Annotated in this window: 20 protein-coding genes; 11 read left to right on the plus strand and 9 right to left on the minus strand. The window is 56.8% G+C overall.

Translation table 11 applies throughout. The features are described 5' to 3' along the window. The first annotated feature begins 14 nt into the window (after positions 1-14). The 5 genes from OHL22_RS14405 (at position 15) to OHL22_RS14425 (ending at position 6,624) form a co-directional block, all read left to right on the plus strand. Positions 15-1,757 carry an ArnT family glycosyltransferase gene (locus tag OHL22_RS14405; protein ID WP_263338653.1) on the plus strand — a complete coding sequence of 581 codons (1,743 nt, stop codon included), beginning with the start codon at positions 15-17 and terminating at the stop codon, positions 1,755-1,757. Between the two features lie 62 nt (positions 1,758-1,819). Beyond that, positions 1,820-3,538, plus strand: a complete 1,719-nt coding sequence (locus OHL22_RS14410) for a tetratricopeptide repeat protein (RefSeq protein WP_263338656.1) — start codon at positions 1,820-1,822, stop codon at positions 3,536-3,538. A gap of 105 nt (positions 3,539-3,643) precedes the next feature. Further along, positions 3,644-5,005, plus strand: a complete 1,362-nt coding sequence (locus tag OHL22_RS14415) for an NfeD family protein (protein WP_263338659.1) — start codon at positions 3,644-3,646, stop codon at positions 5,003-5,005. Positions 5,006-5,039: 34 nt separating this feature from the next. After that, on the plus strand, positions 5,040-5,837 hold the full coding sequence (locus OHL22_RS14420; protein ID WP_377819306.1) for a slipin family protein: 798 nt from the start codon (positions 5,040-5,042) through the stop codon (positions 5,835-5,837). A 43-nt stretch (positions 5,838-5,880) separates the two neighbouring features. Continuing rightward, a complete protein-coding gene (locus tag OHL22_RS14425; protein WP_263338662.1) occupies positions 5,881-6,624 on the plus strand; it encodes an SPOR domain-containing protein in 744 nt (247 codons plus the stop codon). A 36-nt stretch (positions 6,625-6,660) separates the two neighbouring features. On the opposite strand, the gene OHL22_RS14430 is transcribed toward OHL22_RS14425, so the two are convergent. Genes OHL22_RS14430 through OHL22_RS14465 form a run of 8 tightly spaced genes read right to left on the minus strand, consistent with a single transcriptional unit; the run spans position 6,661 to position 15,072 of the window. Then, entirely contained in the window at positions 6,661-7,371 is a 711-nt protein-coding gene (locus OHL22_RS14430; RefSeq protein ID WP_263338665.1) for a lysophospholipid acyltransferase family protein, read from the minus strand. Continuing rightward, a complete protein-coding gene (mpl, locus tag OHL22_RS14435) occupies positions 7,368-8,855 on the minus strand; it encodes a UDP-N-acetylmuramate:L-alanyl-gamma-D-glutamyl-meso-diaminopimelate ligase (protein ID WP_263338667.1) in 1,488 nt (495 codons plus the stop codon). Before mpl ends, OHL22_RS14430 begins: the two co-directional genes overlap by 4 nt. Continuing rightward, on the minus strand, positions 8,852-9,808 hold the full coding sequence (locus OHL22_RS14440; RefSeq protein WP_263338668.1) for a S66 peptidase family protein: 957 nt from the start codon (positions 9,806-9,808) through the stop codon (positions 8,852-8,854). The genes mpl and OHL22_RS14440 overlap by 4 nt, the downstream gene beginning before the upstream one ends. A gap of 5 nt (positions 9,809-9,813) precedes the next feature. Further along, entirely contained in the window at positions 9,814-10,716 is a 903-nt protein-coding gene (gene dapF / locus OHL22_RS14445; RefSeq protein WP_263338669.1) for a diaminopimelate epimerase, read from the minus strand. 4 nt (positions 10,717-10,720) lie between these two features. Next, complete coding sequence (locus tag OHL22_RS14450; RefSeq protein ID WP_263338672.1) at positions 10,721-11,455, minus strand: MgtC/SapB family protein; 735 nt, start codon at positions 11,453-11,455, stop codon at positions 10,721-10,723. A gap of 36 nt (positions 11,456-11,491) precedes the next feature. Continuing rightward, positions 11,492-13,195 carry a glycosyltransferase family 39 protein gene (locus OHL22_RS14455; protein WP_263338675.1) on the minus strand — a complete coding sequence of 568 codons (1,704 nt, stop codon included), beginning with the start codon at positions 13,193-13,195 and terminating at the stop codon, positions 11,492-11,494. 55 nt (positions 13,196-13,250) lie between these two features. Beyond that, positions 13,251-14,192, minus strand: a complete 942-nt coding sequence (locus OHL22_RS14460) for a PfkB family carbohydrate kinase (protein WP_263338677.1) — start codon at positions 14,190-14,192, stop codon at positions 13,251-13,253. A gap of 13 nt (positions 14,193-14,205) precedes the next feature. Continuing rightward, on the minus strand, positions 14,206-15,072 hold the full coding sequence (locus OHL22_RS14465) for an S-methyl-5'-thioadenosine phosphorylase (protein WP_263338680.1): 867 nt from the start codon (positions 15,070-15,072) through the stop codon (positions 14,206-14,208). Between the two features lie 362 nt (positions 15,073-15,434). Here OHL22_RS14465 and OHL22_RS14470 point away from each other — a divergent pair, with 362 nt between their 5' ends. After that, a complete protein-coding gene (locus tag OHL22_RS14470) occupies positions 15,435-17,018 on the plus strand; it encodes an EAL domain-containing protein (protein WP_263338683.1) in 1,584 nt (527 codons plus the stop codon). Next, complete coding sequence (locus OHL22_RS14475) at positions 17,015-18,592, plus strand: EAL domain-containing protein (RefSeq protein ID WP_263338684.1); 1,578 nt, start codon at positions 17,015-17,017, stop codon at positions 18,590-18,592. The genes OHL22_RS14470 and OHL22_RS14475 overlap by 4 nt, the downstream gene beginning before the upstream one ends. On the opposite strand, the gene OHL22_RS14480 is transcribed toward OHL22_RS14475, so the two are convergent. Then, positions 18,584-20,200, minus strand: a complete 1,617-nt coding sequence (locus OHL22_RS14480) for a hypothetical protein (RefSeq protein ID WP_263338687.1) — start codon at positions 20,198-20,200, stop codon at positions 18,584-18,586. The genes OHL22_RS14475 and OHL22_RS14480 overlap by 9 nt on opposite strands. A 147-nt stretch (positions 20,201-20,347) precedes the next feature. Between OHL22_RS14480 and ygfZ the strand changes: the two genes are divergently transcribed. From ygfZ to ribF, 4 genes are read left to right on the plus strand one after another with little or no spacing between them, the layout of a single operon-like run. Further along, positions 20,348-21,475, plus strand: a complete 1,128-nt coding sequence (gene ygfZ / locus OHL22_RS14485; protein ID WP_263338689.1) for a CAF17-like 4Fe-4S cluster assembly/insertion protein YgfZ — start codon at positions 20,348-20,350, stop codon at positions 21,473-21,475. 9 nt (positions 21,476-21,484) lie between these two features. Continuing rightward, positions 21,485-22,123, plus strand: a complete 639-nt coding sequence (locus OHL22_RS14490) for a DUF1844 domain-containing protein (protein ID WP_263338691.1) — start codon at positions 21,485-21,487, stop codon at positions 22,121-22,123. A gap of 4 nt (positions 22,124-22,127) precedes the next feature. Further along, a complete protein-coding gene (locus tag OHL22_RS14495; protein ID WP_263338693.1) occupies positions 22,128-23,033 on the plus strand; it encodes an MBL fold metallo-hydrolase in 906 nt (301 codons plus the stop codon). Further along, a complete protein-coding gene (gene ribF / locus OHL22_RS14500; protein ID WP_263338695.1) occupies positions 23,030-24,031 on the plus strand; it encodes a riboflavin biosynthesis protein RibF in 1,002 nt (333 codons plus the stop codon). Before OHL22_RS14495 ends, ribF begins: the two co-directional genes overlap by 4 nt. The last annotated feature ends 263 nt before the right edge of the window (positions 24,032-24,294 follow it).

Here is a 24,294-nt window from a genome sequence, read left to right on the forward strand (position 1 = left end):
GCTCGCAGAGCACGATGAATCTTTCTCCTGAATCCGGACCCGCGCGCAATTGTTCCGACTCCAACGGCGCGGAGCAGGGCTCAGGCAATGGAATGCGGCAGAGAGCACGCGTGCGCCGCAGGTTCCGGCTGCGGTTATTTCTTGCCGACCTTGCGCCGAGACCAGATGCCCCGTTTCCGCTGTGGATGATCTTCCCGGTCATCTTTGTGGCGCTCTATGTGACGCACCTGAGCCTGCTGCGCCTGCCCTACTATTGGGATGAAGCGGGCTATTACATACCCGCGGCATGGGACTTTTTCCGTACCGGTACGCTGATCCCAACATCAACGTTGACGAATGCGCATCCACCGCTGCCGTCGATCTATCTGGCGTTGTGGTGGAAGCTCTGCGGGTTTCATCCGGCGGTGACGCGTGAAGCGGTATTGATCGTGGCGTCGCTGGGACTGCTGGCTGTCTGGAGACTCGCGCAGCGCCTCAATCCTAATCCGCTGGTGGCTTTCTGGACGCTGGTGCTGACGGCGCTTTATCCCATCTGGTTCGCGCAAAGCACACTAGCCCATGCAGATATCTTTGCCGCTGCAGCGACGCTGTGGGGGCTTGTTTATGCGCTGCCGGACAGCGCGCGCAGGCCTGGCACACACAGTCTCTGGCCTGCTGCCGTCTGGTTCTCCGTCGCTGCGTTGGCAAAGGAGACGTCCATCATTACGCCGCTTGCGCTAGCTGGGTTTGAGATCGGAGCCGCGCTCCGTGCGACCCGTCCCGTGCGCAAGCGAGGACTGCAGATTGCGGCCTGGTATTTGGTGTGTCTGCTGCCGCTGGCGGCGTGGTACGCCTATCACTATTCAAAAACAGGCTTCCTGTTCGGCAATCCAGAGTTTCTACGCTACAACGCGACGTCTACTCTCGATCCGCTGCGCATCCTGGCCGCATTTGGACACCGGCTCCTGCATCTGTTTGCGCATATGAACATGTTTGTGCCGGTGCTATGCACGGCGGCGGCAATGGTGCTAGACCCGCGCAAAGATGCCTACGGACAATCTCCGGATCGCATCAGCTTCACAGTACAGGCACGCATTTACTTTCTGCTGCTGGCCAACGCACTTGCTTTTTCTGTCCTGGGCGGCGCGCTGCTTACGCGCTATCTGTTGCCGATGTATCCGTTGGTGCTGCTGGTTGCGGTTTCCACATTCAATCGCAGGGTGCGCTACTGGCAGTTGCTGGCCGTGTTTTCCGCAGCGGCTTTTGTGGTGGCGCTTTTCATCAATCCGCCATACGGATTTGCGCCGGAGGACAACCTGACTTATGCGCATGTGATCCGGTTGCATCAGCGGGCAATCCGACAGCTTGTATCGCGATATCCGGGATCAACGGTGTTAACGGCTTGGCCGGTGAGCGATGAGTTGCGACGGCCAGAGCTTGGATATGTGACGACGCCGTTCGATGTCGAGTCGATCGATGACTTTACGTCAGGACAAATCGACCGGGCTGCAGAAGAAGCGGAAAAGTACTCCTCCGCTCTGGTGTTTTCGACAAAAGAGGAGCCGGCAGTGCCGCTACGTCTGGATAGCGCGAAAATGGAAGCGGAATACTTTGGGATGCACCGCGATCTTTCTCCAGCGCAGATTGCGCGCAAGCTGGATGGCGAGATTTCGTGGCAAGCCAGCGATGGGCTGCAGTGGGCCGCAGTACTGCGTTTCCAGCGAGCCGTTGAGGCAAAACAAGAGCACCCAGACACATCGCTCTCGGCGAGCCGATAGTCTGCAACGCCTATAATCACGGTGTAGTGTTCACTTTTTCCCGAACCCGATTCATCATCGCTTTGACTGCAACGGCTGCACTTTGCGCCGGATTGACGCCAGAGGCAATTGCGCAGCAGAATTCGGCTTCCGGATCGAGCACTTCCGATGTCACGGACTCCGTCGGAAATGGGCGCATCCTGCTGGTGCTCCCGTTCGATAATCTGACGGAAACCTCTTCTGATCACAACTCAAGCGTTGCTGATAGCGCTGGCTCCGCGCCGAATCAAGCTCCACGTCAGGCTCCGAATCCAGCGACCCTCGAGTGGATTCGCGAGGCGGTTCCTGTAGTGCTTAACAGCCGTTTTGCATCAGCGGGATTTCTGCCGCTTACTCGCGAAGACCGGCTGTATGCACTGGATCATCTGGGACTGCCGGAAACCTTTGAGCCGAGCCATGCGATGGCGCTACGCATTGCACAGACACTGGACGCAAACTCCTTGCTGCTTGGGGATTTCCGAGTCAACGGTAACACGCTCACTCTTGAAGCACGGATTATCGATGTGGCAAAACTGCGGCTCTCTGATCCGGTCACAGAGAGCGGGCCGCTGCAACAGTTGATTCCGTTGCTGAATACGTTGGCCTGGCAGCTCACGCGCAAGCTCGATCCGAACTTTGGAGTGGCCGAAGAAACCTTCCGAGCCGCTGGAACGAACCTTCGGCTGGATGCGTTTGAGCAGTACATTCGCGGTCTGACTGATCCGGACATTCCCGAGCAGATAAGCCATTTGAAGAAGACCCTGGAACTCAGTCCCGACTTTACCGATGCATGGCTGGCGCTGGGCAAAGCGCAGTTTGCGGCCAACGAGTATGAACAGGCGGCTGTTTCCTTTGACAAGGTGACGAAGAATGATCCGGCGGCATTGGAGGCTGGATTCTATCGCGGTTTGTCCCTGATTTTCTCCGGCAACTATCCGCGTGCCGACGAAGCCTTTGCGGCAGTTGCGCGTGAATTGCCATTGCCGGAGGTGGTCAATAACCAGGGAGTGGCCGAGAGCCGGCGTGGGCATGACGCAACTGCATTGTTCCGGCAGGCGGAAGCTGCCGATCCGAATGACGCTGATTATCACTTCAATCTTGCCGTGACGCTGCACCGGCACGGAGATACTGCGGGAGCACTCGCGGAGCTGGCGCAAGTAGTCAAGCTGCGCCCGAACGACAGCGAAGCAAAGTCGCTGCAAGTGGCCTGGCAGGGACAGGCAAATCCGGTGACGCCGGGGCCGGAACCTCTGGAGCGTATCAAGCGCACCTATAACGGAGCCGAGTTTAGGCAGGCATCGCTGATAGCCGAGCAGGTAGAGGAAACGCGGCTGGCCGTATTGCCTGGGCCGCAGCGTGCAGCGAAATTAGCTGGCCTGGCGCATGAAAAGCTTGACCGCGGACTGCTGCTGGAAGCCGAGCGCAGCTATCAGGCGGCGTTGTCTGCGGACCCTCACAGCGCCGAGGCACATGCCGGGCTGGCAGAGGTACGCGAGCGGGCGGGCGACGTGGATGCGGCGCGGAAAGAAGCACAGGCTTCACTGGCAAGCCAGGCGAACGTGGGAGCGTACCTGGTGCTCGCGCGGCTTGATCTGGCCGCGAATCATTTGACCGAAGCCCGGGACGAAGCGGGACAAGCGGTAAAGCTGGACAGCTCCAACCGTGCCGCGAAGGAGCTTCGCAAAACGATCGATGCGCGCATTCAAGGATCTCCCACAGGGGACCCGAAACCTGTCGGCGGATCTGGACCTACAACACCGTGATCTGCGGTAAAGTTGCGAACAGGCAAGAGCGCGCTGATGCCGGTCACAGATTCTGAGTCGCGGCCTGTCAGCTCTCGCCCATGACGGAGGAGCAACGAAATGCGCATGCTTCCCAGGTTTAGCACTCTCTGCACTGTTGTTGCTCCAGCAGTCCTTTACCTATTTGGGTCTTCCGCCAGAGTCGTTGCCGCGACTGCGCCGCAGGTAGACAAGATTGAAATTCACGACACGATTCAGCCGATCTCGGCGGGAAGGCTGGACCGTGCTATCGAGAAGGCGGGCAAAGATGGCTCATCTGCCCTGCTGGTGGAATTGGACACTCCCGGCGGGCTGCTTGATTCGACACGTCAAATGGTGGGAGACATTCTGCGTTCGCGTGTGCCGGTGATCGTATATGTGACTCCTGCGGGCACACGGGCAGCCTCTGCCGGATTCTTCATTTTGGAATCGGCGGATGTAGCAGCGATGGCTCCGGGGACGAATGCGGGCGCGGCGCATCCCGTGCTCGAGTCCGGCACGCCTGACGACACAATGAGGCAAAAGATAGAGAACGACGCAGCGGCGTTCCTGCGCTCCTACACTTCGCGCCGGGGCAGAAACGCCGAGGTCGCTGAAACTGCTGTCCGCACCTCGAAATCATTTTCTGCCGATGAAGCTCTCAACCAACACCTGATCGACCGCGTTGCCGGCAGTGAGACGCAGTTGCTCGATTCGATCGATGGTATGACAATTCACCGTGATACGGACAACGGCCAAACCGATGTGACGCTTCACCTGCGCGGAGCTCACGTTGTCACGATTGAGCCGACACTGCGCGAGCAGTTATTGAGCTATCTGGCTAACCCGAACATTGCGCTGATTTTGCTGGTGGGCGGGGGGCTGCTGATCTATCTCGAATTCAACATTCCCGGAACGATCGTGCCCGGCGCACTGGGAACGGTGATGGTGTTGGTAGCTATCTTTGCACTGAATCTGCTGCCGATACGGCATACGGCGCTGCTTCTGCTGATTGCCGCGGCAGTGCTGATGGTGCTGGAGGTGAAATTTGCAAGCCATGGCATGCTCGCCATTGCCGGCATCGTCTGCTTGGCGTTTGGTACGCTGACACTGGTCGATGCGCCGATTCCGGAGATGCGGGTGCAGCCCACGATTGCGATCTCGCTTTGTCTGGCTTTTGGAATCATTACGGTCGTGCTGCTGCGGCTGGCGGTGAAGGCGAGGCGGATGAAGGCACTAACGGGTCCGGCTGCGTTGGTCGGTTCCGAGGGCTCGGCAATGGAGCCGATCTGGCTGCCCGGAACGGAGCCGATTGGGCGCATCCAGGTGCAGGGCGAGATATGGCAGGCGACCTCCAGTGAGCCGATCCCGGAGAGGGCTCCAGTGCGAGTGACCGGATTCCATGGGGATATTCTTGAGGTTCAGCCTGGATCTGCAGTCAGTTCTTCGCCGAAATCTTGGCCTTCGTAAGGAGTACAATCCCTCCAGTACGGGGGAAAATACTGTGGGATTCGTGGGCTATCCGCTGCTGATCGTTGTCCTGATTGTAGTTCTGTATCTGCTGAACTGCATCAAGATTTTGCGGGAGTATGAGCGCGCAGTAATCTTTCGACTGGGGCGCGCGCTACCGGAACCGAAGGGGCCAGGTATCTTCTTCGTCTTCCGTCCATTCGATCAGATGGTGCGGGTTTCGCTGCGGCAAGAAGTGATGGAAGTTCCGCCACAAGATGTGATTACGCGCGACAACGTCACCATCAAGGTGAATGCCGTGGTGACGCTGCGGGTAATCGAGCCGATTCCGGCGGTCGTAAAAGTAGCGAACTACGCCTATCAGACCTCGCAGTTTGCGCAAACGACGCTGCGCTCGGTGCTGGGCGAAGTTGAACTGGATGAACTACTGAGCCATCGCGACAAGCTCAATTTGCGTATTCAGGGCATCATTGACCAGCGCACCGAGCCGTTTGGCGTCAAGGTGCTGTCAGTCGAAGTGAAGCAGGTGGATCTGCCCGAACAGATGCTCCGCGCCATGGCCAAGCAGGCCGAGGCTGAGCGTGAAAAGCGGTCGAAGATCATTCACGCCGAAGGCGAGTTCAACGCTGCGCAAAAGCTGGTGGAGGCGGCTCATCTGCTCGCGACGGAGCCCCTGACGATGCAGCTTCGTTATCTGCAAACTCTGACCGAGATCGGCGTCGAGAAGAACACCACCATCGTCTTCCCTTTGCCTGTTGACCTGCTCTCACTGATACGCGAGTCTGCAGGAACCATAATCAAACCGGCTGCGAAGCCGACGACGGAACCATAACCCTGGCGCTGCCGATGCAGTCGAATAACTGAAGGACAAATGCATGCGAACCGTTTTTGACGAAGAAGAGGATATTGCCGAACCGGAAATTGACCGTGAAGAAGGCCAGGACCGTGAACTGACGATCAGTTCGACTACTTTGCTGGCGATCTTTTTTGGCCTGGTGCTGGTTTGCGGCTTCTTCTTTGCTCTTGGCTATTCACTTGGCCGCCGGTCCGCGCCGGAGGCTGTAACCACTGAAACAGCTGCAAACGCGTCTGCTCCACACCCAGCCGATACGATTGCGAAGCCCTCCGCGGGAGAGACGGGCGCAGCGGCTACGCCGGCGACTAGCGATGCGCAGCCTGCGGATGGAACAGCCGATGGAGACGGCTCGGCGACCCCTCAGACGGAAACGACTCCCCAGCCGGTGGTCAAGCCAGCGATTATCCCTGCCGCGACTACCCCGGCGCCGCAGCCTAAACCCGCCATCACCACAAAAATGGCACAGCCCGTGCAATCGACTCCAACCGTAAAACCAGCGTTGCCTGATACGACAACTACCGCGCAGCCCGCTATTTCTGCTGCAGGTTCAGGCATCATGGTGCAGATTGCCGCAATCTCCAACCCCGCTGACGCCAAAGTATTGATTGATGCCCTGAAGAAACATGGTTTCAATGCAGTGCCGAGGCATGAGCCGAACGACTCACTAATTCATGTGCAGGTGGGACCGTTTACCAATCGCTCTGATGCGATCGCAATGCGGCAGAAGCTGTTGAATGAGGGATATAACGCGATCCTGAAATAGCTGGCGTCAGCAGCTTCCTCGTCACAACAGAAGTTGCTATGTACGCATCCATTCAGGCAGACCTGAAGCGATCGATGCACGGACAGCGGCCATCAGCGCGTCGCGATCTTCATATCCTGCAGGATCGATTGGAGCATGGAAAACGATGCGTGCTGTGCTGGGGTAGATGCGCATGCTTCCTTTGTGCATCATCGATTCTGTTCCCGAGATGGAAACGGGAATAATCGGCGCGCGTGACTCCAGTGCCAGATAAAACGGACCCTTTTTAAATGGGAGCATGCGACCATCGCGTGAGCGCGTGCCTTCCACAAAAGTCGTGATGTGTATTCCCTTCTCAAGCACTAGCATCGCCTGGCGCATGCTTTGGATTGCAGCTTCGTAGTTGCCGCTACGGTCAACCGGCACGAACTCACCGAGCTTCATGCCGTAGCCAAGTATGGGGATATTCATCAGCGAACGCTTGAGAAATACCGACGTGCGGCCGGGAAGATTTGGGATCAGCAGCGGCGGATCGAGATTGGAGATGTGATTCGCCATAAAGATGCACGCTCGTCCTTGCGGCACGCGCTCGCGGCCCTCAATCTGAAGCCGGATACCTGCAGCGCGCAAGCCGAGCTTCGCGATGCCGGTACCGATGCGATAGAGCGGCATCACGTCGCCGGTGATGAGCGTGTACGGAAAAAGCACGACAGCAGCAGGCAATCCGAGCGCCACAAATACGGCGAGGACCACGAGCGACGCGATCATCGTCTGCCTGTTGCCGCTGCCGATGAGGTCCGTTGCCGGAGCCGCGCTGGAAGCTTTTCGTAAATGCCATCGAAGCCTCCGTTAGAGAGAAGAGCAATCACATCGCCGGGACGGACTTCTTCGTCCAGTGTGTTCACGATTGCATCAACGTCTGCGCCAAGTTCTGCCGGAGTGCCTTCTGCATTGATGGCTGCTACTACCTGCTCGGGATGCAGCCGCTCGTGCTCCGGAATACGCTGCTGCTGATACACGGCAGCAACGATGACGCGATCAGCCAGCGCAAGGCTTTCGACGAGTTCGCGCTCGAAGACGTTACGCCGGAGCGTATTGGAACGTGGCTCAAGGACAGCGATCAGGCGTCCCGCATCGGTGTTGGTATGCGGATATGCTTCGCGCAGGGCACGTAGTGTTTCGCGGATAGCCGTGGGATGATGCGCGAAATCATCGATGATGGTAACGCCGTCGATAACGGCCTTGACCTCAAGCCTGCGCTTGACGCTGCGAAACATGGCCAGCGCTTCCTGGATCGCTTTGACAGATACGCCGTAATGCGAAGCAAGCGCAGCCGCGGCGGTTGTGTTCAGCACGTTGTGTTCGCCAGCGACGGGCATTTGGAACTCAGCCCAGAGCTGGCCAGCATGATGCACTTCCCAGAAGCTTCTGCCCTGCTCATGACGCAGGTTGGCAATGCGCCACTCTGCATCACCGCTGAAACCGTAGCGCTCGACGCGGCAGAGCGCATGGCTTACGCATTCACTCACGTTGGCTGCACTATCGTAAGCGACGATGACGCCACGCCGCGGAATCAGGTTGACGAGCCGCTTGAATGCAGTCTTGACCGCATCGAGATCGGCGTAGATATCGGCATGGTCAAACTCGACGCTGGTGAGGATCAGTCCGTCAGGGAAATAGTGCAGAAACTTTGGCCCTTTATCGAAGAAGGCCGTGTCATACTCATCGCCCTCGAGAATGAACTTGCGCGTTGGGCGCAACTGATAGCTAGTGCCGAAGTTCTCCGCTACGCCACCGATGAGGAAGGATGGCTCTAGCTCGGGACGGTCTTTCGACGCGGCTTGAAAAATCCACGACAGCATGCTGGTGGTTGTCGTCTTGCCGTGTGTACCAGCGACGACAAGTGTTTCGCGGCCCAGTAGAAACTCTTCGTGCAAAGCAGCTGCCATCGATGCGAATGGGATGCGCTCGTCAAGAATGCGTTCGACCTCAGGATTGCCACGTGAGAGCGCGTTGCCAATGATGACGAGATCGGGAGCCTTTCCAGTGGAGGAATCGATCAGGTTTGACTCCGCGTACGGCTGTGCGACGGGAATGCCCATCTCGTGCAAAAGGTCGCTCATCGGCGGATACGCTGCTGCATCGGAGCCCGTGACGCGATGGCCCTTTGCGAGCAGCAGCCCCGCCAGCGACGCCATGGCAGTGCCGCAGATGCCGCTTAGATGAATATGCTTCGCTCCAGCGAGCGTCATCGCTCTACCGCCGGTTCGAGCACTCGCAGTTCCGGTTCGGGCGAGACGGCCAGTTCTGCCTCGACGCCGAAGGTGAGCGTGACGTTGCCCCGCGAAACATGGCCGCTTCGCAGGCCAAATGCAATGGGGCCTTCAAAGTCTTCGAGCGCGTTGAGGATCACTTCCTCCAATAGATCCGGCTTCGCTCCCGGTGAAATGCAATCGAACATTTCACCAAAGATGATGCCCTTTACGCCATCGAGTTTCTCGCTATGTTTCAATTGCCATAGCATGCGATCGATTTGGTAGGGCTTGGCTGATACATCTTCAAAAAACAACAGCTTGCCCTCTGTCTGCGGCTCGTATGGAGTACCCAGCAGAGCGGTGAGAATGCTGAGGCAACCGCCGTAGAGAATTCCGCGCGCTGGCTCCGACGCTTCATCTGGTTCGCTGCCTGGACGTAACAATCGCAGCCCCTCGGCTGAGCCAACTTTGTACGGCTCGCCTGCCAATGCGGCCAACAGGCTCGGCAGATGGACACCATCTTCACGCCCGAAATCAGGGGAGATCATTGGCCCGTGGAATGAGGGAAGATTGAGTGTATCGAGCAGCGTCACCTGCAATGCGGTGAGATCGCTGTAGCCGAAGAGCGGCTTCGGATGTTGCGCGAGCACATCCATGTCAAGATCTTCGAGCAGGTAGTTCGCGCCATAGCCTCCACGTGTGGCGAAGATGACACGCACCATCTCATCGGAAAATGCCGCGTGCAGATCGAGCAGACGCTGCTCAGTCGTGCCGGCGAAGTAGAGCGGTCCGCGCGTGAGCATGTGCGGAGCCTCGGCCGGCAAAAAACCCAGCGAGCGCAAGGCTTCCATACCCCGTTCTACTTTGGCTGGGTCAGGAGTCGAGGCCGGCGAAAATACTGCTGCTTTGACTCCCACGGCAGCTGCACGCGGCCTCAGCAGATCGGTCATTGCACTCACCAGGCCTCACCACGAGCGACCAGCGTCGCAGGGCCAGTGAGATAGAGACGTTCTCCTTCGCCCTGCCACTCAACGGTCTGGATGCCTCCCGGCGCGGCTACTTCCAGCGGCGACTGCCCTTCATAATAGGCGATCACTGCGGTACCAGCCGCCGATGTTCCAGTACCCGACGAGGAAGTGGGACCAACGCCTCGCTCAAAGATTCTGAGCGCCACCTGATTCAATGGCTCCGAAACGCTGCCGAGCGGATGCACGAATTCGACGTTGGTTTGATCTGGAAAGTCAGCGTGAAAGCAGATCTCCTGACCAAGCTCTTCCCAATCTCTTCCGTTGATGGAATAGTCCAGCATGGCTAGGCTGCGCGCACTGACATCGAGTGGATCGTAGCCTCCGGACAGGTCACGCGGCGAGGGTTCAAAAACGATAACGAAATGCGGATTGCCCATAGATACAAACACGCCATCGATGCTGGTGCCGTCGGCAAGCTCAATCGTCATCCGCTCGAACTCCGGCACATCCATGTCGGTGGTAACCAATACCGTCGGGCCTCCGGCGTTTGAATCTCGGAACTCACGGACAGTGCAGACGCGAACGCCCGCATCCGTTTCGATGGCAAACTCGTCGCCCAACTGCGCATTGCGCTCTTCCGCCATCCACGCAGCCACGCAGCGGGTGCCGTTGCCGCTGATCTCTGCGATGGAGCCATCGGCGTTGTAGAGAGTAATCTTGCCGGAGCTTTCACCGGTCCATTCAAAGAACTCAATGCCGTCTGCGCCAACGCCGGTATTGCGCTCGCACAGCCGTTGCGTAAGGCTTTCCAGGTCGTAGCCTTTCACATCTTCCAGGTTGATGATGAGAAAGTCGTTGCCGCAAGCATGCGCCTTGGTAAAGGGAATCAAAGGATCAGTCTTCCTCCGGATCGCGGAATGTTTTCAATGCGTCGATTGCGGGTTCCTCGGCCAGACGCTTCCTGAGCCGCTCATGGCCGCGCTTGCTCGTTTGTACTGTGAAACAGGCGCGCTCGATGATACCGATGGTGTCGCGCTCCACACCTTCCAAGTGCTGGTTCTCAAGGTCCATCGCGTCTAGAATCGATGTCATCATGCGCGCTGAATCTGTGCCCCTGGCTTCGTAGATGAGCGGATAGGTCTTCAGATTGATGCGCCACTCCACAATGCCAACCAACCACAGTGCTGCGAGCACGATTCCAGTGGCGATGGCCGCAGGTAGAAACAGGCCGGCTCCACATGCCATGCCGATGGAAGCGACGACGAAAATACTGGCAGCGCTAGCCAATCCGCTTACGCGGTTGCGATTGTGCAGGATCAAGCCGGCGCCCAGAAATCCGATGCCCTGCACTATGTTGGCGGCAACCTGACCGCGATTGTTGCCGTTGTCCCCAGCCAGGATCGGCGACATCTGCGTGAAGAAGGCGCAGCCCATGCAGATCAGCAGATTGGTTCGCACACCTGCGGATTTGTTTTTCCATTCGCGTTCGATGCCTATAAGGGCGCCAAAGACGCAGGCCACAAGCAGGCGGAACACCGCCTCGTTGCTCATCAGCTTCTGCTCGAGATCCCCAAAATTGAAGGGCTGCATGAGCATTACCGTCGCGTGAATGGCGGCCTGAGAAATCATTACGTCTTGCGAGTGGAACTCCTATGCCCGATGCTATCACTGGCCCGGCTGGGCTGACTCGACTGGGTCGCCAGGTGGCAATGGAAAGGTATCTGTTACGTACAGGGTCGCGTCGAGCTGATCCCAGCCATGACCGCGGGAATGAAAATGGCGATACACGCGCAGGTGTTCAGGATGAGCCTTCACTGCGGCTGCGATCTCGCTCCCCGCATAAGCCAGGACTATATCGACATGCTCGGCGGGGGCTGCTAGCGCCGCTTTGTAATACTGCTTGTCGCTTTCGTTGATCGTGTCGTGGTAGGTCATCCCAGCGAGCGGAACGATCATGGAATATGTAGAGGTATCCATCAGTACCAGACCCTTGGGATCAAGCTGGTGTAAATGCCCCATTGCCTCAGAGAGGATCGCGTTATAGTATCCACGCGCTTCGTAATTCTTCTTGCCTTCTTCATAGACCAGAGGCTTCTCACGCAGCATGAGAGCAAAATTTACTGTCAGCAATGCGAGAAGAACTGCGACTGCGGGAATACGGTATCGGGGACGATTCGCAGCGAGCCACCGGAATCCCGCTTCCAGCGCGAAGCCGAAGAAGAGCGCAAATCCCGGCAGCATCTCCATCCCGTAGCGAGTGTTGTACCAGGAGAACGGCTTCCAGACGGGAAGGAAGATCGGCACGGAACCGTAGCTGACGGAATAGTCATAAAACGACAGCGGAAGCCAGAGAAAGAGTGTCCATGACCAACTTGCAAGTGCGGCCGGATGCTGAATTGCCCCGGAGTGCCGTTTTGCTTTACGCGCCTGCAGCCATCCCCAGACGGTGCCAAGAGCAGCGAGTGTGAAGATGGATTCGCCCCAGCCTAAAGCCGCCACATCCATCTCGGAAGCTTTGGCGTAGTAAACCAGCGAAATCCAGAGATTATGCCAGCCTGGATGGGGATCGACTGAAGAAGAAGCTGTCCGTTGCTCGATGGCGTAGGCCGAATAGGGACCGCGCATGAAATCCAGCCAGTCGCCGAAGACAGCAGCGTTATAGATCATCCAACTGACAGGAGCAAGAAGCAACACTACGGATACCGTAATAAACGAAGGACGGAAAAGCTTGCCGCGCCGGAAGAGGCAAATTGCCATCGCCAGCCATGCACCGAAGCCGAGAATCCAGCCGTCATAGCGCGTGTAGACAGCCGCGACCAGTACGGCGATCAACGACCACATTATCCGGCTGGTTCGCTTTTCATCCGCATCCAACGCCTCGTACCATTGCACCATCAGCAGCACCGCCCAAATGAGCTCGCAGAGAAACAGCGGCTCAGTCATGGCAGTGGTCTGCAGGTAAAGCAGATTGGGATTGCAGGCGAAGAGGATCAGCGCAAGGCTGGAAGATAAAGGCGCCAGCCAGCGGCGGGCGAGTTTGTAAAGCCCGAGACAAGCCAGCAGATAGCAAGCGGCACTGGGAATGGCAGGACCGAAGCCGCTACGCCACCATGGATCGACAGCAATAAACGGAACCAACAGCAAATGCGGCAACGGCAGCCAGACCGAGCCGAGCTGAGTGATTCCCGGTCGATGTGAATCGAAGAGGCGACGCGCGATGTGCATGTGCGCCTCGGCATCGCCGTAGAGCAGAAATGCGTGGTTTGTCCAACTCCACCAGAGCGCTGTGAGCGAAGCGATCAGTGTCGTGAAAAACACGATGAGAACTTCGCGCCCGGAGGCTCCGTTGCTGGTTGGAGTATTTGCCATCACTGGGTGTTTGACGCGGTGCCGCGGCAAGACGGATGTATTGCCGCGCTCTGGATCACGAACGCTGCGACTCCAGATGCGTCAGTTCGCGGAAGATTGCGAACCGCTCTTCGATTTCGTCACGAGTCAGCTGCTGTAGCCGTCCCGTGCCGAATTGCTCGACAGTGAATGAGCCCATTACGCCGCCGTAGAACATAGCGCGTTTGAAGACCTCGGGCGTCAGGTCTGGCTGCGAAGCTATGTAACCAAAGAAACCGCCAGCGAAGCTATCGCCCGCGCCTGTAGGATCGACAACTTCGGCTAATGGCAAAGCCGGGGCGCGAAATGGATGCGGGGCGACGCCGCTGTGGAAGGAGCGTGGGCTGAAGAAAGCTGTCGCTCCGTACTCGCCGTGTTTTACGACCAGCGACTTCGGCCCCATGGTCAGCACATCATGAGCGGCCTTTACAGGGTTCCGTGTACCAGCCAACAGCTTCGATTCGGTGTCGTTGATCAACAGTACATCGACGCCTTTGAGCGTTTCCAGCAGGTTGGAGCGATGGTCGTTGATCCAGTAATTCATGGTGTCGCCGCCTACCAGCTTCACATCCGGCATCTGCTCACGCACGCGTCGTTGCAATACGGGATCAATATTCGCGAGGAACAGATATTCCGAGTCGCGGTATACATCGGGAATCTTGGGGTTGAAACTGGCGAAGACATTGAGGTCGGTCTGCAGCGTCTTTGCTTCGTTGAGATTATCGAGGTAGGAGCCCTGCCAGAAGAAGCTCTTGCCCTCGGCGCGCTCCAAGCCACGCGTATCGATACCGTGCGTGGCAAAGACAGCCTCTTCTTTCTCCGTGAAGTCTTCGCCAACCACTGCGATGACACGCACGTCGGTGAAATAGCTAGCTGCGAGTGAAAAATACGTCGCTGCTCCAGCTAGGCAACGGTCGATGCGCCCGGATGGGGTCTCGACCGTATCGAACGCAACACTACCTACAACGGTAATTGCCATGTAATGTCCTTGCTTAAGAGTTAAGATACTTGCCGAAGATCAGCTTCATTTTCTCGCGCGTCGCAGCCGGAATTGCATCAGGCTGCGTCAGGATTGCGTGTTGCAGTGCGCTGGCGCAGGGACAGGTGCGCTCAGATGGCATGGCTACCACCGCTGCCCGAACCACCTTGGCCGCATTGGCCGCGTTCTGGTGCAGCACGGCGACGATCTGGTCCACCGTGACATCATCGTGGGCTTCGTGCCAGCAATCGTAATCTGTGACCATGGCGACTGTGGCGTAGCAAATCTCAGCCTCGCGGGCGAGCTTTGCCTCTTGCAGGTTCGTCATGCCGATAACATCCGCGCCCCAGCTGCGATACAGGAACGACTCTGCGCGCGTGGAAAACTGCGGACCTTCCATGCACACATAGGTACCACCCTTCTTTGAAGGGACGCCTCTGGCAGAGCAAGCGTCAGAGGCGACCGAGGCGACTGTTCCGCACACGGGATCGCCGAAGGCCACGTGACCGACGATGCCGTCGCCGAAAAAGGTCGCGGTACGCAGGAAAGTGCGGTCGATGAACTGATCTGGAATTACGAAGTCGGTCGGCTTATGTTCTTCCTTGAGCGAGCCAACGGCGGAAAGCGACAGGATTCTCTCGACCCCGAGCATCTTCATGGCATAAATATTCGCCCGGAAAGGTAACTCGGATGGCAACAAGCGGTGTCCGCGGCCATGACGCGCCAGAAATGCTACTTTTTTCCCCTCAAGGGTGCCCAGAACGAAACTATCGGAAGGGTCTCCGAAGGGCGTAGTCAGTTTTTTTTCATGGACATCCGTAAGACCGGGCATAGAATAAAGCCCACTACCTCCAATGATTCCGATCGCTGCTTCCTGCAAACAGAGCTCCCACCGCGAAGCCCACGTGGGGCAATTCGCGCTTCTGAATAAGTTCCGACAGCTTAGTATACTGATGCCGGTTACCAACACATTGCACCGGATCAGGGGATTTGTTCCTCCAATACCGACGGCGGAACAATCTATCACCTCACGTTTGCAGGCTGCGTTTGGCGGTCATTTGTGTTTTCACGGAAGGGCGACACGCTAGATATGCGGAACCGGTGCAAGCCGACGGCAGGTGTGCGGACGCGATCAGCTCTGCAATCACATACCCTTCTGCAGCCACCGCTACTATGTTCCACTACAGGACACGTGAGCAGCACTGCGAAGCGCGAGCTGCAAGAAGGTGAAGGCGCTTAAATATGCTCGTCTTCCGCCAGCTTCGCCGCTTCGACCGCTACTGGCTCGCACCTCTTGCAATCGTGCTCGGCATCGCGGCAGGGCTCCTGGTGGGCCGTGAATCGATCCTTATTTCAACCGGTGCGCGGCTTTATGACTATGCCAATCGATTGCTGCATCATGAGGAGGCCATAAGCGCCGAGACGGTGCAGGTTGCAAAGGATGCGAACGCTTCTCCTTACCTGCCATGTTCGCCTGACGACATCACCCTCTTGCGGCGTATTACCTTTCAGGCCCGGTTCATCAAAGATGCAGGGCGCATGGTAGATGGGGCATTTCTATGCTCGGCAACGGTAGGTAAACTGCCAGCGCCAATTTCCATGCCGGTTCCCGATCTCGTGTTGCCCAGCGGAGATCATATTTACAACAGCCTTCCATTAATGGTTCCCGCAGGCGACAGAGCCGATGTTGCGGTTTCTGGCAATGCGGACATGGTGATAGGCCCCGATATCTTCCTCGATTACCCTCAGTCGCCGATCCACTATGCCGTGGGCATTATCGGCCCGTCTCCTGACGAACCATCGAGTGAAATCCTTCGTGCAGGCGTTGCTCATTTCGGAACGTTGCCAAAGGGCATTCTGAAAACAAACAAGACGGTGCGCGACCACGGATCTTTGTATCGTTCTTCGTGTTCGAGTCAATATCCCGACTGCGCTGTCGCATACATGTCTCTCGACGAGGTTTGGCAACAGAATCAAGCCCTTCTCAGTGGATTCGTTGTTTCAGGCGGCATTGCTGGCCTGAGTTGTGCCGTTGGGCTTCTGATCGTGGGCCGCAAACGACGCAGCCATACAAATCAGCTCCGGCGCGCAATCCTGATGGATAGTCTTTCGGTCGTATATCAGCCAATTGTAGAGATGCGGTCGCGACGCATCGTAGGAGCCGAAGCGCTGGCGCGATGGACCGATGAAGAGGGCGACAGTATCCGCCCCGAGACGATCATTGAACTTGCCGAAGCCGAAGGGTTTGTCAGTGAAATCACACGGTTTGTGCTTACGCGAGCGATCACAGAGATACAATCCATCTTTGACATCGATCCAGAGTTTCGGCTGAATATCAATTTAGCCCCTTCCGATCTTGCGGACCCGCGGTTGCTCTTGCTGCTTGATGAGTGTATCGACGGCCAGCGAGTGCGGCCCTCAAATATTGCGTTCGAACTGCCCGAGCGAGCTACCTCCAATCGTGAAACAGCGATCGGTGCAATCCGCCGATTGCGCGATCGCGGGCACGCTACCTTCATCGACGACTTCGGAACCGGGTATTCCAATCTCGCGTATCTGACAGAACTGCATGTCGACGGCATTAAAATCAATCGCTCATTTATAGCCACCATCGGCACGGAAGCAGTCACCGCGTCCATTGTGCCGCAAATTCTCGGGGTAGCCAAAGCGTTGAGTCTGAAAGTAGTAGTGCAAGGGATCGAACGCGAGGACCAGGCAATATATTTTTCTGGAGAAGACAGGAGCATCCTCGGCCAGGGATGGTTCTTTGGCCTTCCTGTGCCGGCAAGAGGGTTGATCTATCTGTGTATGGAGAAGTCGGAATGAGGATGACTGCAAACCACCGAATTCCGATCGCGATACGAAGTCTGGCTGTGCTTTGTGCTTGCACCGTCACAGGGCTTGTTGTGGGCGGTCTGGTAGCTTACCAATCCACTGAGCTGAAACTCGATCACTATGGACGCCAGTTGATAGCGTACGCTGAGGCCTACAACAGCGAAATCATCACAACTTTGGATGAAGTTAACGCATCACCTCACCCATTTTGCTCCGATCAGGACATCAACCGTCTCCGGGAGCTTGTGTATCACGGACACATCGTGAAGGAGATAGGCCGGGTCCGCAACAACATGCTCTATTGCACCTCAGTCAATGGCCGGCTCGATCATCCGATACAGGAGACTCCCGCCGATCTCGTCACTCCCTCAGGAAAAAGTATCTGGCTAAACAAGTCACTTTATTCCGTTCCCGGAATGAGGGGTGACATCACGCAATACGGTGAAGCGGACTTTATTGCGGCGCAGAATGCCTTTGGCGATCTTCGGGAAGATCCCATGGGATACACGACAACGTTGGCAAATCATGTCACGGGTAAGGTGCTCCCGACAGCCGGCGATCCTCTGAAGCTGACCAATCAGGAAGTCCTTGCGGAGCGCGAGCTATTGCGTGGCGACACCTTTTACGTCGCTCGTTGTTCCGAGCGATTTGCCCCATGTATGGTCACGAGCATCACGCTCCATAAAGCCTGGCTGATGAATAGTTCACTCATCGGGGGGTTTGCTCTTATTGGAGTTTTGGCGGGTGTAGTTTTTGCCTCGATGAATCTGTTGCATTGGAACGATCGCAGCCTTCAGGCTCAGTTACGCCGCGCGCTGCGTTACAACCAGATCACGGTTGTCTATCAACCAATTGTTGAGATCAAAACGGGGAAGATCGTTGGAGCAGAAGCTCTGGCGCGATGGATAGACGAAGACGGCAACTATGTGCGACCGGATGTCTTTGTGTCTGCGGCGGAAGAACTCGGTATCATCGGAAAACTGACACGCGTTGTGCTGGATTGCGTGGTCACTGAGCTTGGCGAGCATCTCCGATCTCATCCGCAATTTTATATCAGTGTAAATATCGCCGCAGCGGATCTTGCAGATCCTCAGTTTCTACCAGCGCTCGAAAATGTACTGCGCACGCATGACATAGCCACCAGAAGCATCAATCTCGAATTGACCGAACGATCGACCGCTGACCATCACATGGCTATCTCGGCAATTCATAAGCTGCGTGAGCGCGGCCATCAGTTTTTCATCGATGACTTCGGCACCGGCTATTCAAGCCTCTCCTACCTGAATCAACTCGCCGTGGATGCGATCAAAATCGATCGTGCATTTACCGACGCCATCGGCACAGGATCGTTGACAGCAGCCATTGTGCCGCAGATTCTTTCCATGGCCGCCACACTGGGCGTAACGGTAGTGGTGGAAGGCGTGGAACGTGCTGAGCAATCAGCTTATTTTGCTGCTTTACAGCAGCATATCCTTGCACAGGGATGGCATTTCGGCGAAGCCATCCCGGCCAAAGACCTTATGCGGCTTTTCGAGAGCCGAGAAGCAGAAAAGCTGTTAGCGTAACAATGCCGCACGCATGATGCCGCAAGAGTGAAGGAAACTGATGGTGCTCTGCGACAGGGTGTGGCCCGGGATCGATAGCCTCGCCGTACGAATCTCGCCAGTACCCTGAATGCCAATAAGCATGTCAGCCAGCTTGCGCGCCGTGGACAGATCGAAGCTTTCAGAGACGAAGACGAAACGGTCTCGAACCGTGATAACTACCGGTCCCTCATTGGTTGAGTAGATGATTTCCTGGCCGCCTCCGGAATCGGGCTGAGCATCTGCGGTATCGAGCTTGACACCTGAGTACGTGCGGCCAATCTCCTCGCCGTATATCCGGGCGAAAGCTTCAGCGGCGCGAGGGCTCTTCCACGCTGAGAGGTAAAAGAGCGCCACGGAGTTGGTAGAGGCCTGTTCGGCTGCTGTCTTTGCGCTAAGTTTCTGCCCGGCCCAGTAAATGCCACCATCCCAAGCGGGCGTCAGATCTCGCGCGGCGCCTTCACCACCATAGATCGTAGCCAGGATGCGAAGATCGAGCTGGCCCACCTGGCCGATGTCGTACGCCCGGTAGGTTTTATCGACGAGGGGATGAATGTCGGGCATTACGAGAATTGGAGAAGGTTTCTGCTGCTCGTAGTTGCGTGGGTTCATCACCTCCCAGCTGGATGACGGCGGACGGTCGAGTACGCCCGCAAAGGCAGCCTGTTTACCTTTATCCATCCAGACGTCCTGCTCAAAACTTAGGCCCTCTTTGTATGGAAAAAGCAGGGATTCGCTCAACAGAAGGGGTGCGCGGGCAAGTACGGGAGAGTCATCGGTGGAGGCCGAGGTCATGCTGTTGATCTGATCCAGAATTTCCGGATCCTTCACCAGGCTCTTGCCCAGGGGTTTAAGCGAGTAGTCCACAAAAACCGCCATCGCCTGGCCCTCAAGCGCCGCCGTGCGGGCAGTGTCCAACTCATCTTTGGCCAAGTGATCGTTGTCCTGCGCAACAGTATGCGAGGGATTATCTGGAGTCTGGTTGTTCCATTTCTCCAGATCGGTGTGTTGATCCTGCAACGCGTGGGTCAGCTCATGAACCAGCACAGGCTTCTGAGTTTCCGGATCGACCCAGTCGAGCATGTACACCGTCTTCGTCTTTGAATCGTAATAGCCGGCGATTTGTTCCTTGAGGAGAGCAAGCATAAACGGCTTCAGGTTGAAGTCGCGATCGAGAAGACCAAATTTCTTGAGAACGATTTCGCCGCGCTGCATACGCTTGGCGTCCTCATCGTCGTTCATCTTGTCGAGGAGGTACTTTTCGACATCGGCGCGGGTAGTCAGAGTGCGCTTAACCTCATGTTTGATGGGTAATCCCGTATCGTCGGAGGCAAAATGCAAAAGCTCATCGACACTCTGGAAGAGTTGCTTGGCTTGATCGGGAGTAATGTGGGTTTCCGTCTGCGGCTTCTCTGATTTCTGGCCGTTATCCGTATTCGGTGAACCCGACGGAGTGATTTGCGCAGCGGCGAATACGACCGAAAGGCCCAGCACGGCGAGTACGCCGATGTTGCGCATACCGCTGTTTAGCGCGCGACCCGTAGCGGCATCCGTATGCCCGACTTCACGTTCCAATCTGCTGCCGATCATTTAGGTTTCCCGACCTTCCGTCTGAACTCAAATGCGGCACCTGGATGCCTGCCGCCGATTGCATGCCTTATGCCGCAATATACCCCAAGCTATAATCAAACCTGGTACAAAGCCATTATTGGAAGCTTTTGTACCCGCGAGACCGGCATGACGCAACTAATTGAAACTAAAGCAACTCCGTTGGCCGACTTTCTCGCCGGAGCTGCATTTTCTTCACCGCCGCAGCTTCAGAGCTACCTGGGCGCACTCACCCCACAGCAGTTAGACGCTATCGGAAATGAAACCGCAGCACTTCTATTCGACGCTGCGGTACACGATCTCGGGTGGCTCCGCCGTATCGAGGTACGCGGCGAAGATCGCTTCCGTTGGTTGAGCGGCATGGTCACGAATGCCGTTGAAACATTGCCACAAGACGGCGGAGCCTACAATTTCATCCTCAACGCGCAGGGACGGATTCAGGGCGATGCCTGGGTTTGGCGCAATGGCGACTCGCTGGAGCTTGAGCTAACCGCCGCGCAGTCGCCCGCGCTTCTTGAGCATTTCGACCGCTACATCATCATGGATGATGTAGAACTGGCTCCGATGGAAGGACAATCGGCGCTGGGGTTGACCGGCCCTGATTCCGCACGGATTCTCAGTGTTCTCGGACTTACCGCCCAAGTATCAGTGATGACCTGGATACGAGGTATTGCGGCCGGAATAGAAGTTCAGATCCGGCGCACGTACGGCACGACGGTTCCCCATTACGAGCTGTGGGTAGCCACCGAGGCGATTCCGCGACTATGGTCTGCTCTGCACAACGCTGGAGCAGCGTTTGCTGGCACAGAGGCTCTTGAGACGTTGCGCATTGTGGAAGGAATTCCAGCGTATGAAGTCGATATCGAAAGCCGCGATCTGGTACAGGAGACATCTCAAATCCGCGCGCTGAACTTCGCTAAGGGTTGTTATTTGGGGCAGGAGATCGTGGAGCGCGTACGCTCCCGCGGTCAAGTACACCGGCATCTGCGCTCTCTTGAGCTGAACCTGGACGATGCGGACTCCCTTCCGGTCAAAGGCACGGAACTGCGGATCGCGGGAAGTGGAACCGACGCGAAATCAGTTGGAACAATCACCAGCGCCGCCGCCTTGCATCTTAAAGGCAGTTCGCGCATCTTTGCCATTGCCATGCTGCGCGCCGAAGCGGAAGTGGGCAATAAAACACTTGAATTTGCCAATGGAGCTGCCCTCATCCTGGATGGCACACCGAAACTGCGCAATGAGATTGAAATTCGTTAGAGAGACGGTATGAGCGATACACCAAAATTTACGGTCGTTGACCGGCGCAAGTTTCGCGCCGATGACGACGCTGCCCCCGCTGCTGAAATAGCCGCCACGCCTGAACAAAAACCTGCCACACCGCCAGCAGCAGCTTCCTCTTCAGGACCACGGCTGGTAGAGCGCATTCCACAGACACCAGTTAAGGCGGAAGAGCCTGTTGATTCAGACCCGGTGTTGGTGACGCCTGAAGCGGAAGAAGAACAATCACCGCTTGGGCCGACCGAGGAGGAAATCAGCCAGTTGAAGGATGACTACAGCCGCGCTGCCGACCGAATCGATGACCTGATCCGCGCTCAGAATCCTGGCGCGCCTGCCCCCGAAAAGATCGGCTTTGAACATCTGGTACAGCAGCTTTATCTGTCCGCACTGATGCAGATGGGCGCAGGCACTCCGGAGGGCCAAAGGCCACGTGTCGATATTCTCGGCGCACGCCAAACAATCGATCTGCTCGGAGTGCTGGAGTCAAAATGCAAAGGTAATCTGACTGCAGAAGAGGCTCGCAGTCTCGAGGTAGTGCTGTTTGAGCTACGTGCAACCTTCCTTGAGCTGACGCGGATGATCTCGGCACAACCGCTGCCCCCACCTCCAGGTGGGGTGAAGCGCTAATCGGATGTCTGATGCAGGCAACAATCCTAGGGCACGCGTGCAGGGAACACTGACCTTTCTGGGCACGGGAACGTCAATGGGCGTGCCTACGATTGCATGTGCCTGTGCGGTATGCACCTCTGCCGATACACGCGACAAGCGGCTGCGACCATCCGTGCTGGTGCGCTGGCCATGCCCGGAGGGAACCGAGCGGACGGAAAAGCCGATGAAGGCGCGTAAGGGCCTGCTTCCTTTTCCGGAGGAGAGCGGACCGTGCGGACGGGCGGTTTTGATCGATACGGGTCCCGACTTTCGTCAGCAGGCGCTAACTGCCGGGTTGAAGCGTGTGGATGCAGTCTTCTACACACATTCGCATGCCGACCACATCTTTGGCCTGGACGATCTGAGGCCGTTAAGCTACCTGATGCACAGAGAAAGCGGGCCAATCCCTTTGCATACGGATCCGGAAACGCGGACTGTGCTAGAGCGTATTTACAACTACACCTTTGCAGAAGACGCCAAGTATCCGAACCGGGCCCGTGTGCAGCTTAATGACCTACGCGACGGCGAGCCGGTTGCGGTACATGAGGTTCGGTTTGTTCCGGTTCCGGTAATGCACGGCAACTTGCCGATCATGGGCTACCGGTTTGGCAACGCCGCTTACTTTACCGATGTCAGCTCTATACCAGAGTCAAGTTTCGCATTGCTGGAAGGACTTGAGGTGCTGGTGCTTTCGGCGCTACGGCATACGCCCCATCCGAGCCACGCTAATGTAGAGCAGGCAGTACGCTGGGCAAAACGAATCGGTGCACGGGACACATGGTTTACGCATATTTCACACGAGCTTGGCCATGCCGAAACGAATGCGCGGATGCCTAAGGGTATGGCGCTGGCTTATGACGGTTTGACCGTTCCGGTGACATTGGCATGACGGTTGATTCAATTCGTGTTTTTCGCTCACTCGGCGAGATACCTGCGGAGTTTGGACCATCCGCGGTCGCGGTAGGAAACTTCGATGGCGTTCATCGTGGACATCACGAAGTATTGTCTGCGATTGCCGCCGAGGCACGGATCAACGGCTGGCGGTCGATTGCCATTACCTTCGACCCACATCCGGAATGTTTTCTGCGGCCAGATCGCGCACCGAAGCTTCTTGCGCCTATTCCGGAGCGTCTCCGGCTGATGGCGCAGACGGGAATCGATGCTGTACTGGTGCTCTCGTTTGACAGAGAGCTTTCCCTGATGAGAGCGAGGGAGTTTGTCCAGACTATTCTTGTCGAGAGACTCCAAATACGATCGATCCATGAGGGTGCAAACTTTCGATTCGGGCACTGTGCTGAAGCGGGGGTAGTGGAGCTTGCCGAGTTTGGGCAGGAGTTTGGATTCTCGCTGACGGTGCACCAGGCGGTGGTTTCGCACGGACTGACGGTTTCGAGTTCGGCGATTCGGGAGCGCATTGCTGCGGGCGATATACGGCGTGCCCGCTGGATGTTGGGACATACGTTTGCTATCCGATCAACACCAGCGCGCGGGCGCGGTATCGGCACAAAGCTGCTGGTGCCGACAGTAAATCTAGCTCCCTATCCGGAATTGCTGCCAGCCAAAGGCGTATACGTGGCGCGGCTCACCGTTTTTGCGTCCGCAGATGCCGAATCCGGACGCTGTTTTCAGGCGGTAACGAATGTTGGCGACCGGCCTACGTTTGGCGAACCTTCTTTCTCCGTCGAGTCGCACCTGCTCGATTTCGAACCTGTCGAGCTAACGGAAGAAACTCCGCTGGAACTTGAATTTCTGTATAGATTGAGGCCGGAGCTCACGTGGCCCTCGCCCGAGGCACTGAAGGCGCAGATCATGAAGGATGTAGCGAAGGCGAAGCGGTTTCACCGGCTAGCTCAGGTGGAGTCAAGCCGCAACAGCATGCAGGTCTAACCAATGACGCAGAACCTGCGCCGACGAGGCTGAATCTGCAGTATCGGCCAATCAGATAACAATTGAACAATCAGTGAACAGCGAACCTGGAAGCAGTTTCTTTTCCCAACGCACTGTCGCATCGCTCGCCATGATGAGGGATTTGGTTCGTTAAGCGGTTGTGCTACGCGATGGCAGGCAGAAGTCGATACAATCGCAGAAACGGCTGCAAAATGAGTGGTATGCAATCTGGTTTGGATGCAGAGCGCGGTTGCGGCAAACAG

Source organism: Acidicapsa dinghuensis (assembly GCF_025685685.1).
GTDB classification, from domain to species: domain Bacteria; phylum Acidobacteriota; class Terriglobia; order Terriglobales; family Acidobacteriaceae; genus Acidicapsa; species Acidicapsa dinghuensis.

Excerpts from the sequence above, each read along its gene's own strand:
- OHL22_RS14415 (WP_263338659.1), top strand. The coding sequence starts at position 3,644 with ATGCTTCCCAGGTTTAGCACTCTCTGCACTGTTGTTGCTCCAGCAGTC.
- OHL22_RS14440 (WP_263338668.1), bottom strand. The coding sequence starts at position 9,808 with ATGACCGATCTGCTGAGGCCGCGTGCAGCTGCCGTGGGAGTCAAAGCA.
- OHL22_RS14425 (WP_263338662.1), top strand. The coding sequence starts at position 5,881 with ATGCGAACCGTTTTTGACGAAGAAGAGGATATTGCCGAACCGGAAATT.
- OHL22_RS14460 (WP_263338677.1), bottom strand. The coding sequence starts at position 14,192 with ATGGCAATTACCGTTGTAGGTAGTGTTGCGTTCGATACGGTCGAGACC.
- OHL22_RS14470 (WP_263338683.1), top strand. The coding sequence starts at position 15,435 with ATGCTCGTCTTCCGCCAGCTTCGCCGCTTCGACCGCTACTGGCTCGCA.
- OHL22_RS14495 (WP_263338693.1), top strand. The coding sequence starts at position 22,128 with ATGTCTGATGCAGGCAACAATCCTAGGGCACGCGTGCAGGGAACACTG.
- OHL22_RS14450 (WP_263338672.1), bottom strand. The coding sequence starts at position 11,455 with ATGATTTCTCAGGCCGCCATTCACGCGACGGTAATGCTCATGCAGCCC.
- ygfZ (WP_263338689.1), top strand. The coding sequence starts at position 20,348 with ATGACGCAACTAATTGAAACTAAAGCAACTCCGTTGGCCGACTTTCTC.
- OHL22_RS14455 (WP_263338675.1), bottom strand. The coding sequence starts at position 13,195 with ATGGCAAATACTCCAACCAGCAACGGAGCCTCCGGGCGCGAAGTTCTC.
- OHL22_RS14430 (WP_263338665.1), bottom strand. The coding sequence starts at position 7,371 with ATGATCGCGTCGCTCGTGGTCCTCGCCGTATTTGTGGCGCTCGGATTG.
- OHL22_RS14405 (WP_263338653.1), top strand. The coding sequence starts at position 15 with ATGAATCTTTCTCCTGAATCCGGACCCGCGCGCAATTGTTCCGACTCC.
- mpl (WP_263338667.1), bottom strand. The coding sequence starts at position 8,855 with ATGACGCTCGCTGGAGCGAAGCATATTCATCTAAGCGGCATCTGCGGC.
- OHL22_RS14490 (WP_263338691.1), top strand. The coding sequence starts at position 21,485 with ATGAGCGATACACCAAAATTTACGGTCGTTGACCGGCGCAAGTTTCGC.
- OHL22_RS14480 (WP_263338687.1), bottom strand. The coding sequence starts at position 20,200 with ATGATCGGCAGCAGATTGGAACGTGAAGTCGGGCATACGGATGCCGCT.
- OHL22_RS14475 (WP_263338684.1), top strand. The coding sequence starts at position 17,015 with ATGAGGATGACTGCAAACCACCGAATTCCGATCGCGATACGAAGTCTG.
- ribF (WP_263338695.1), top strand. The coding sequence starts at position 23,030 with ATGACGGTTGATTCAATTCGTGTTTTTCGCTCACTCGGCGAGATACCT.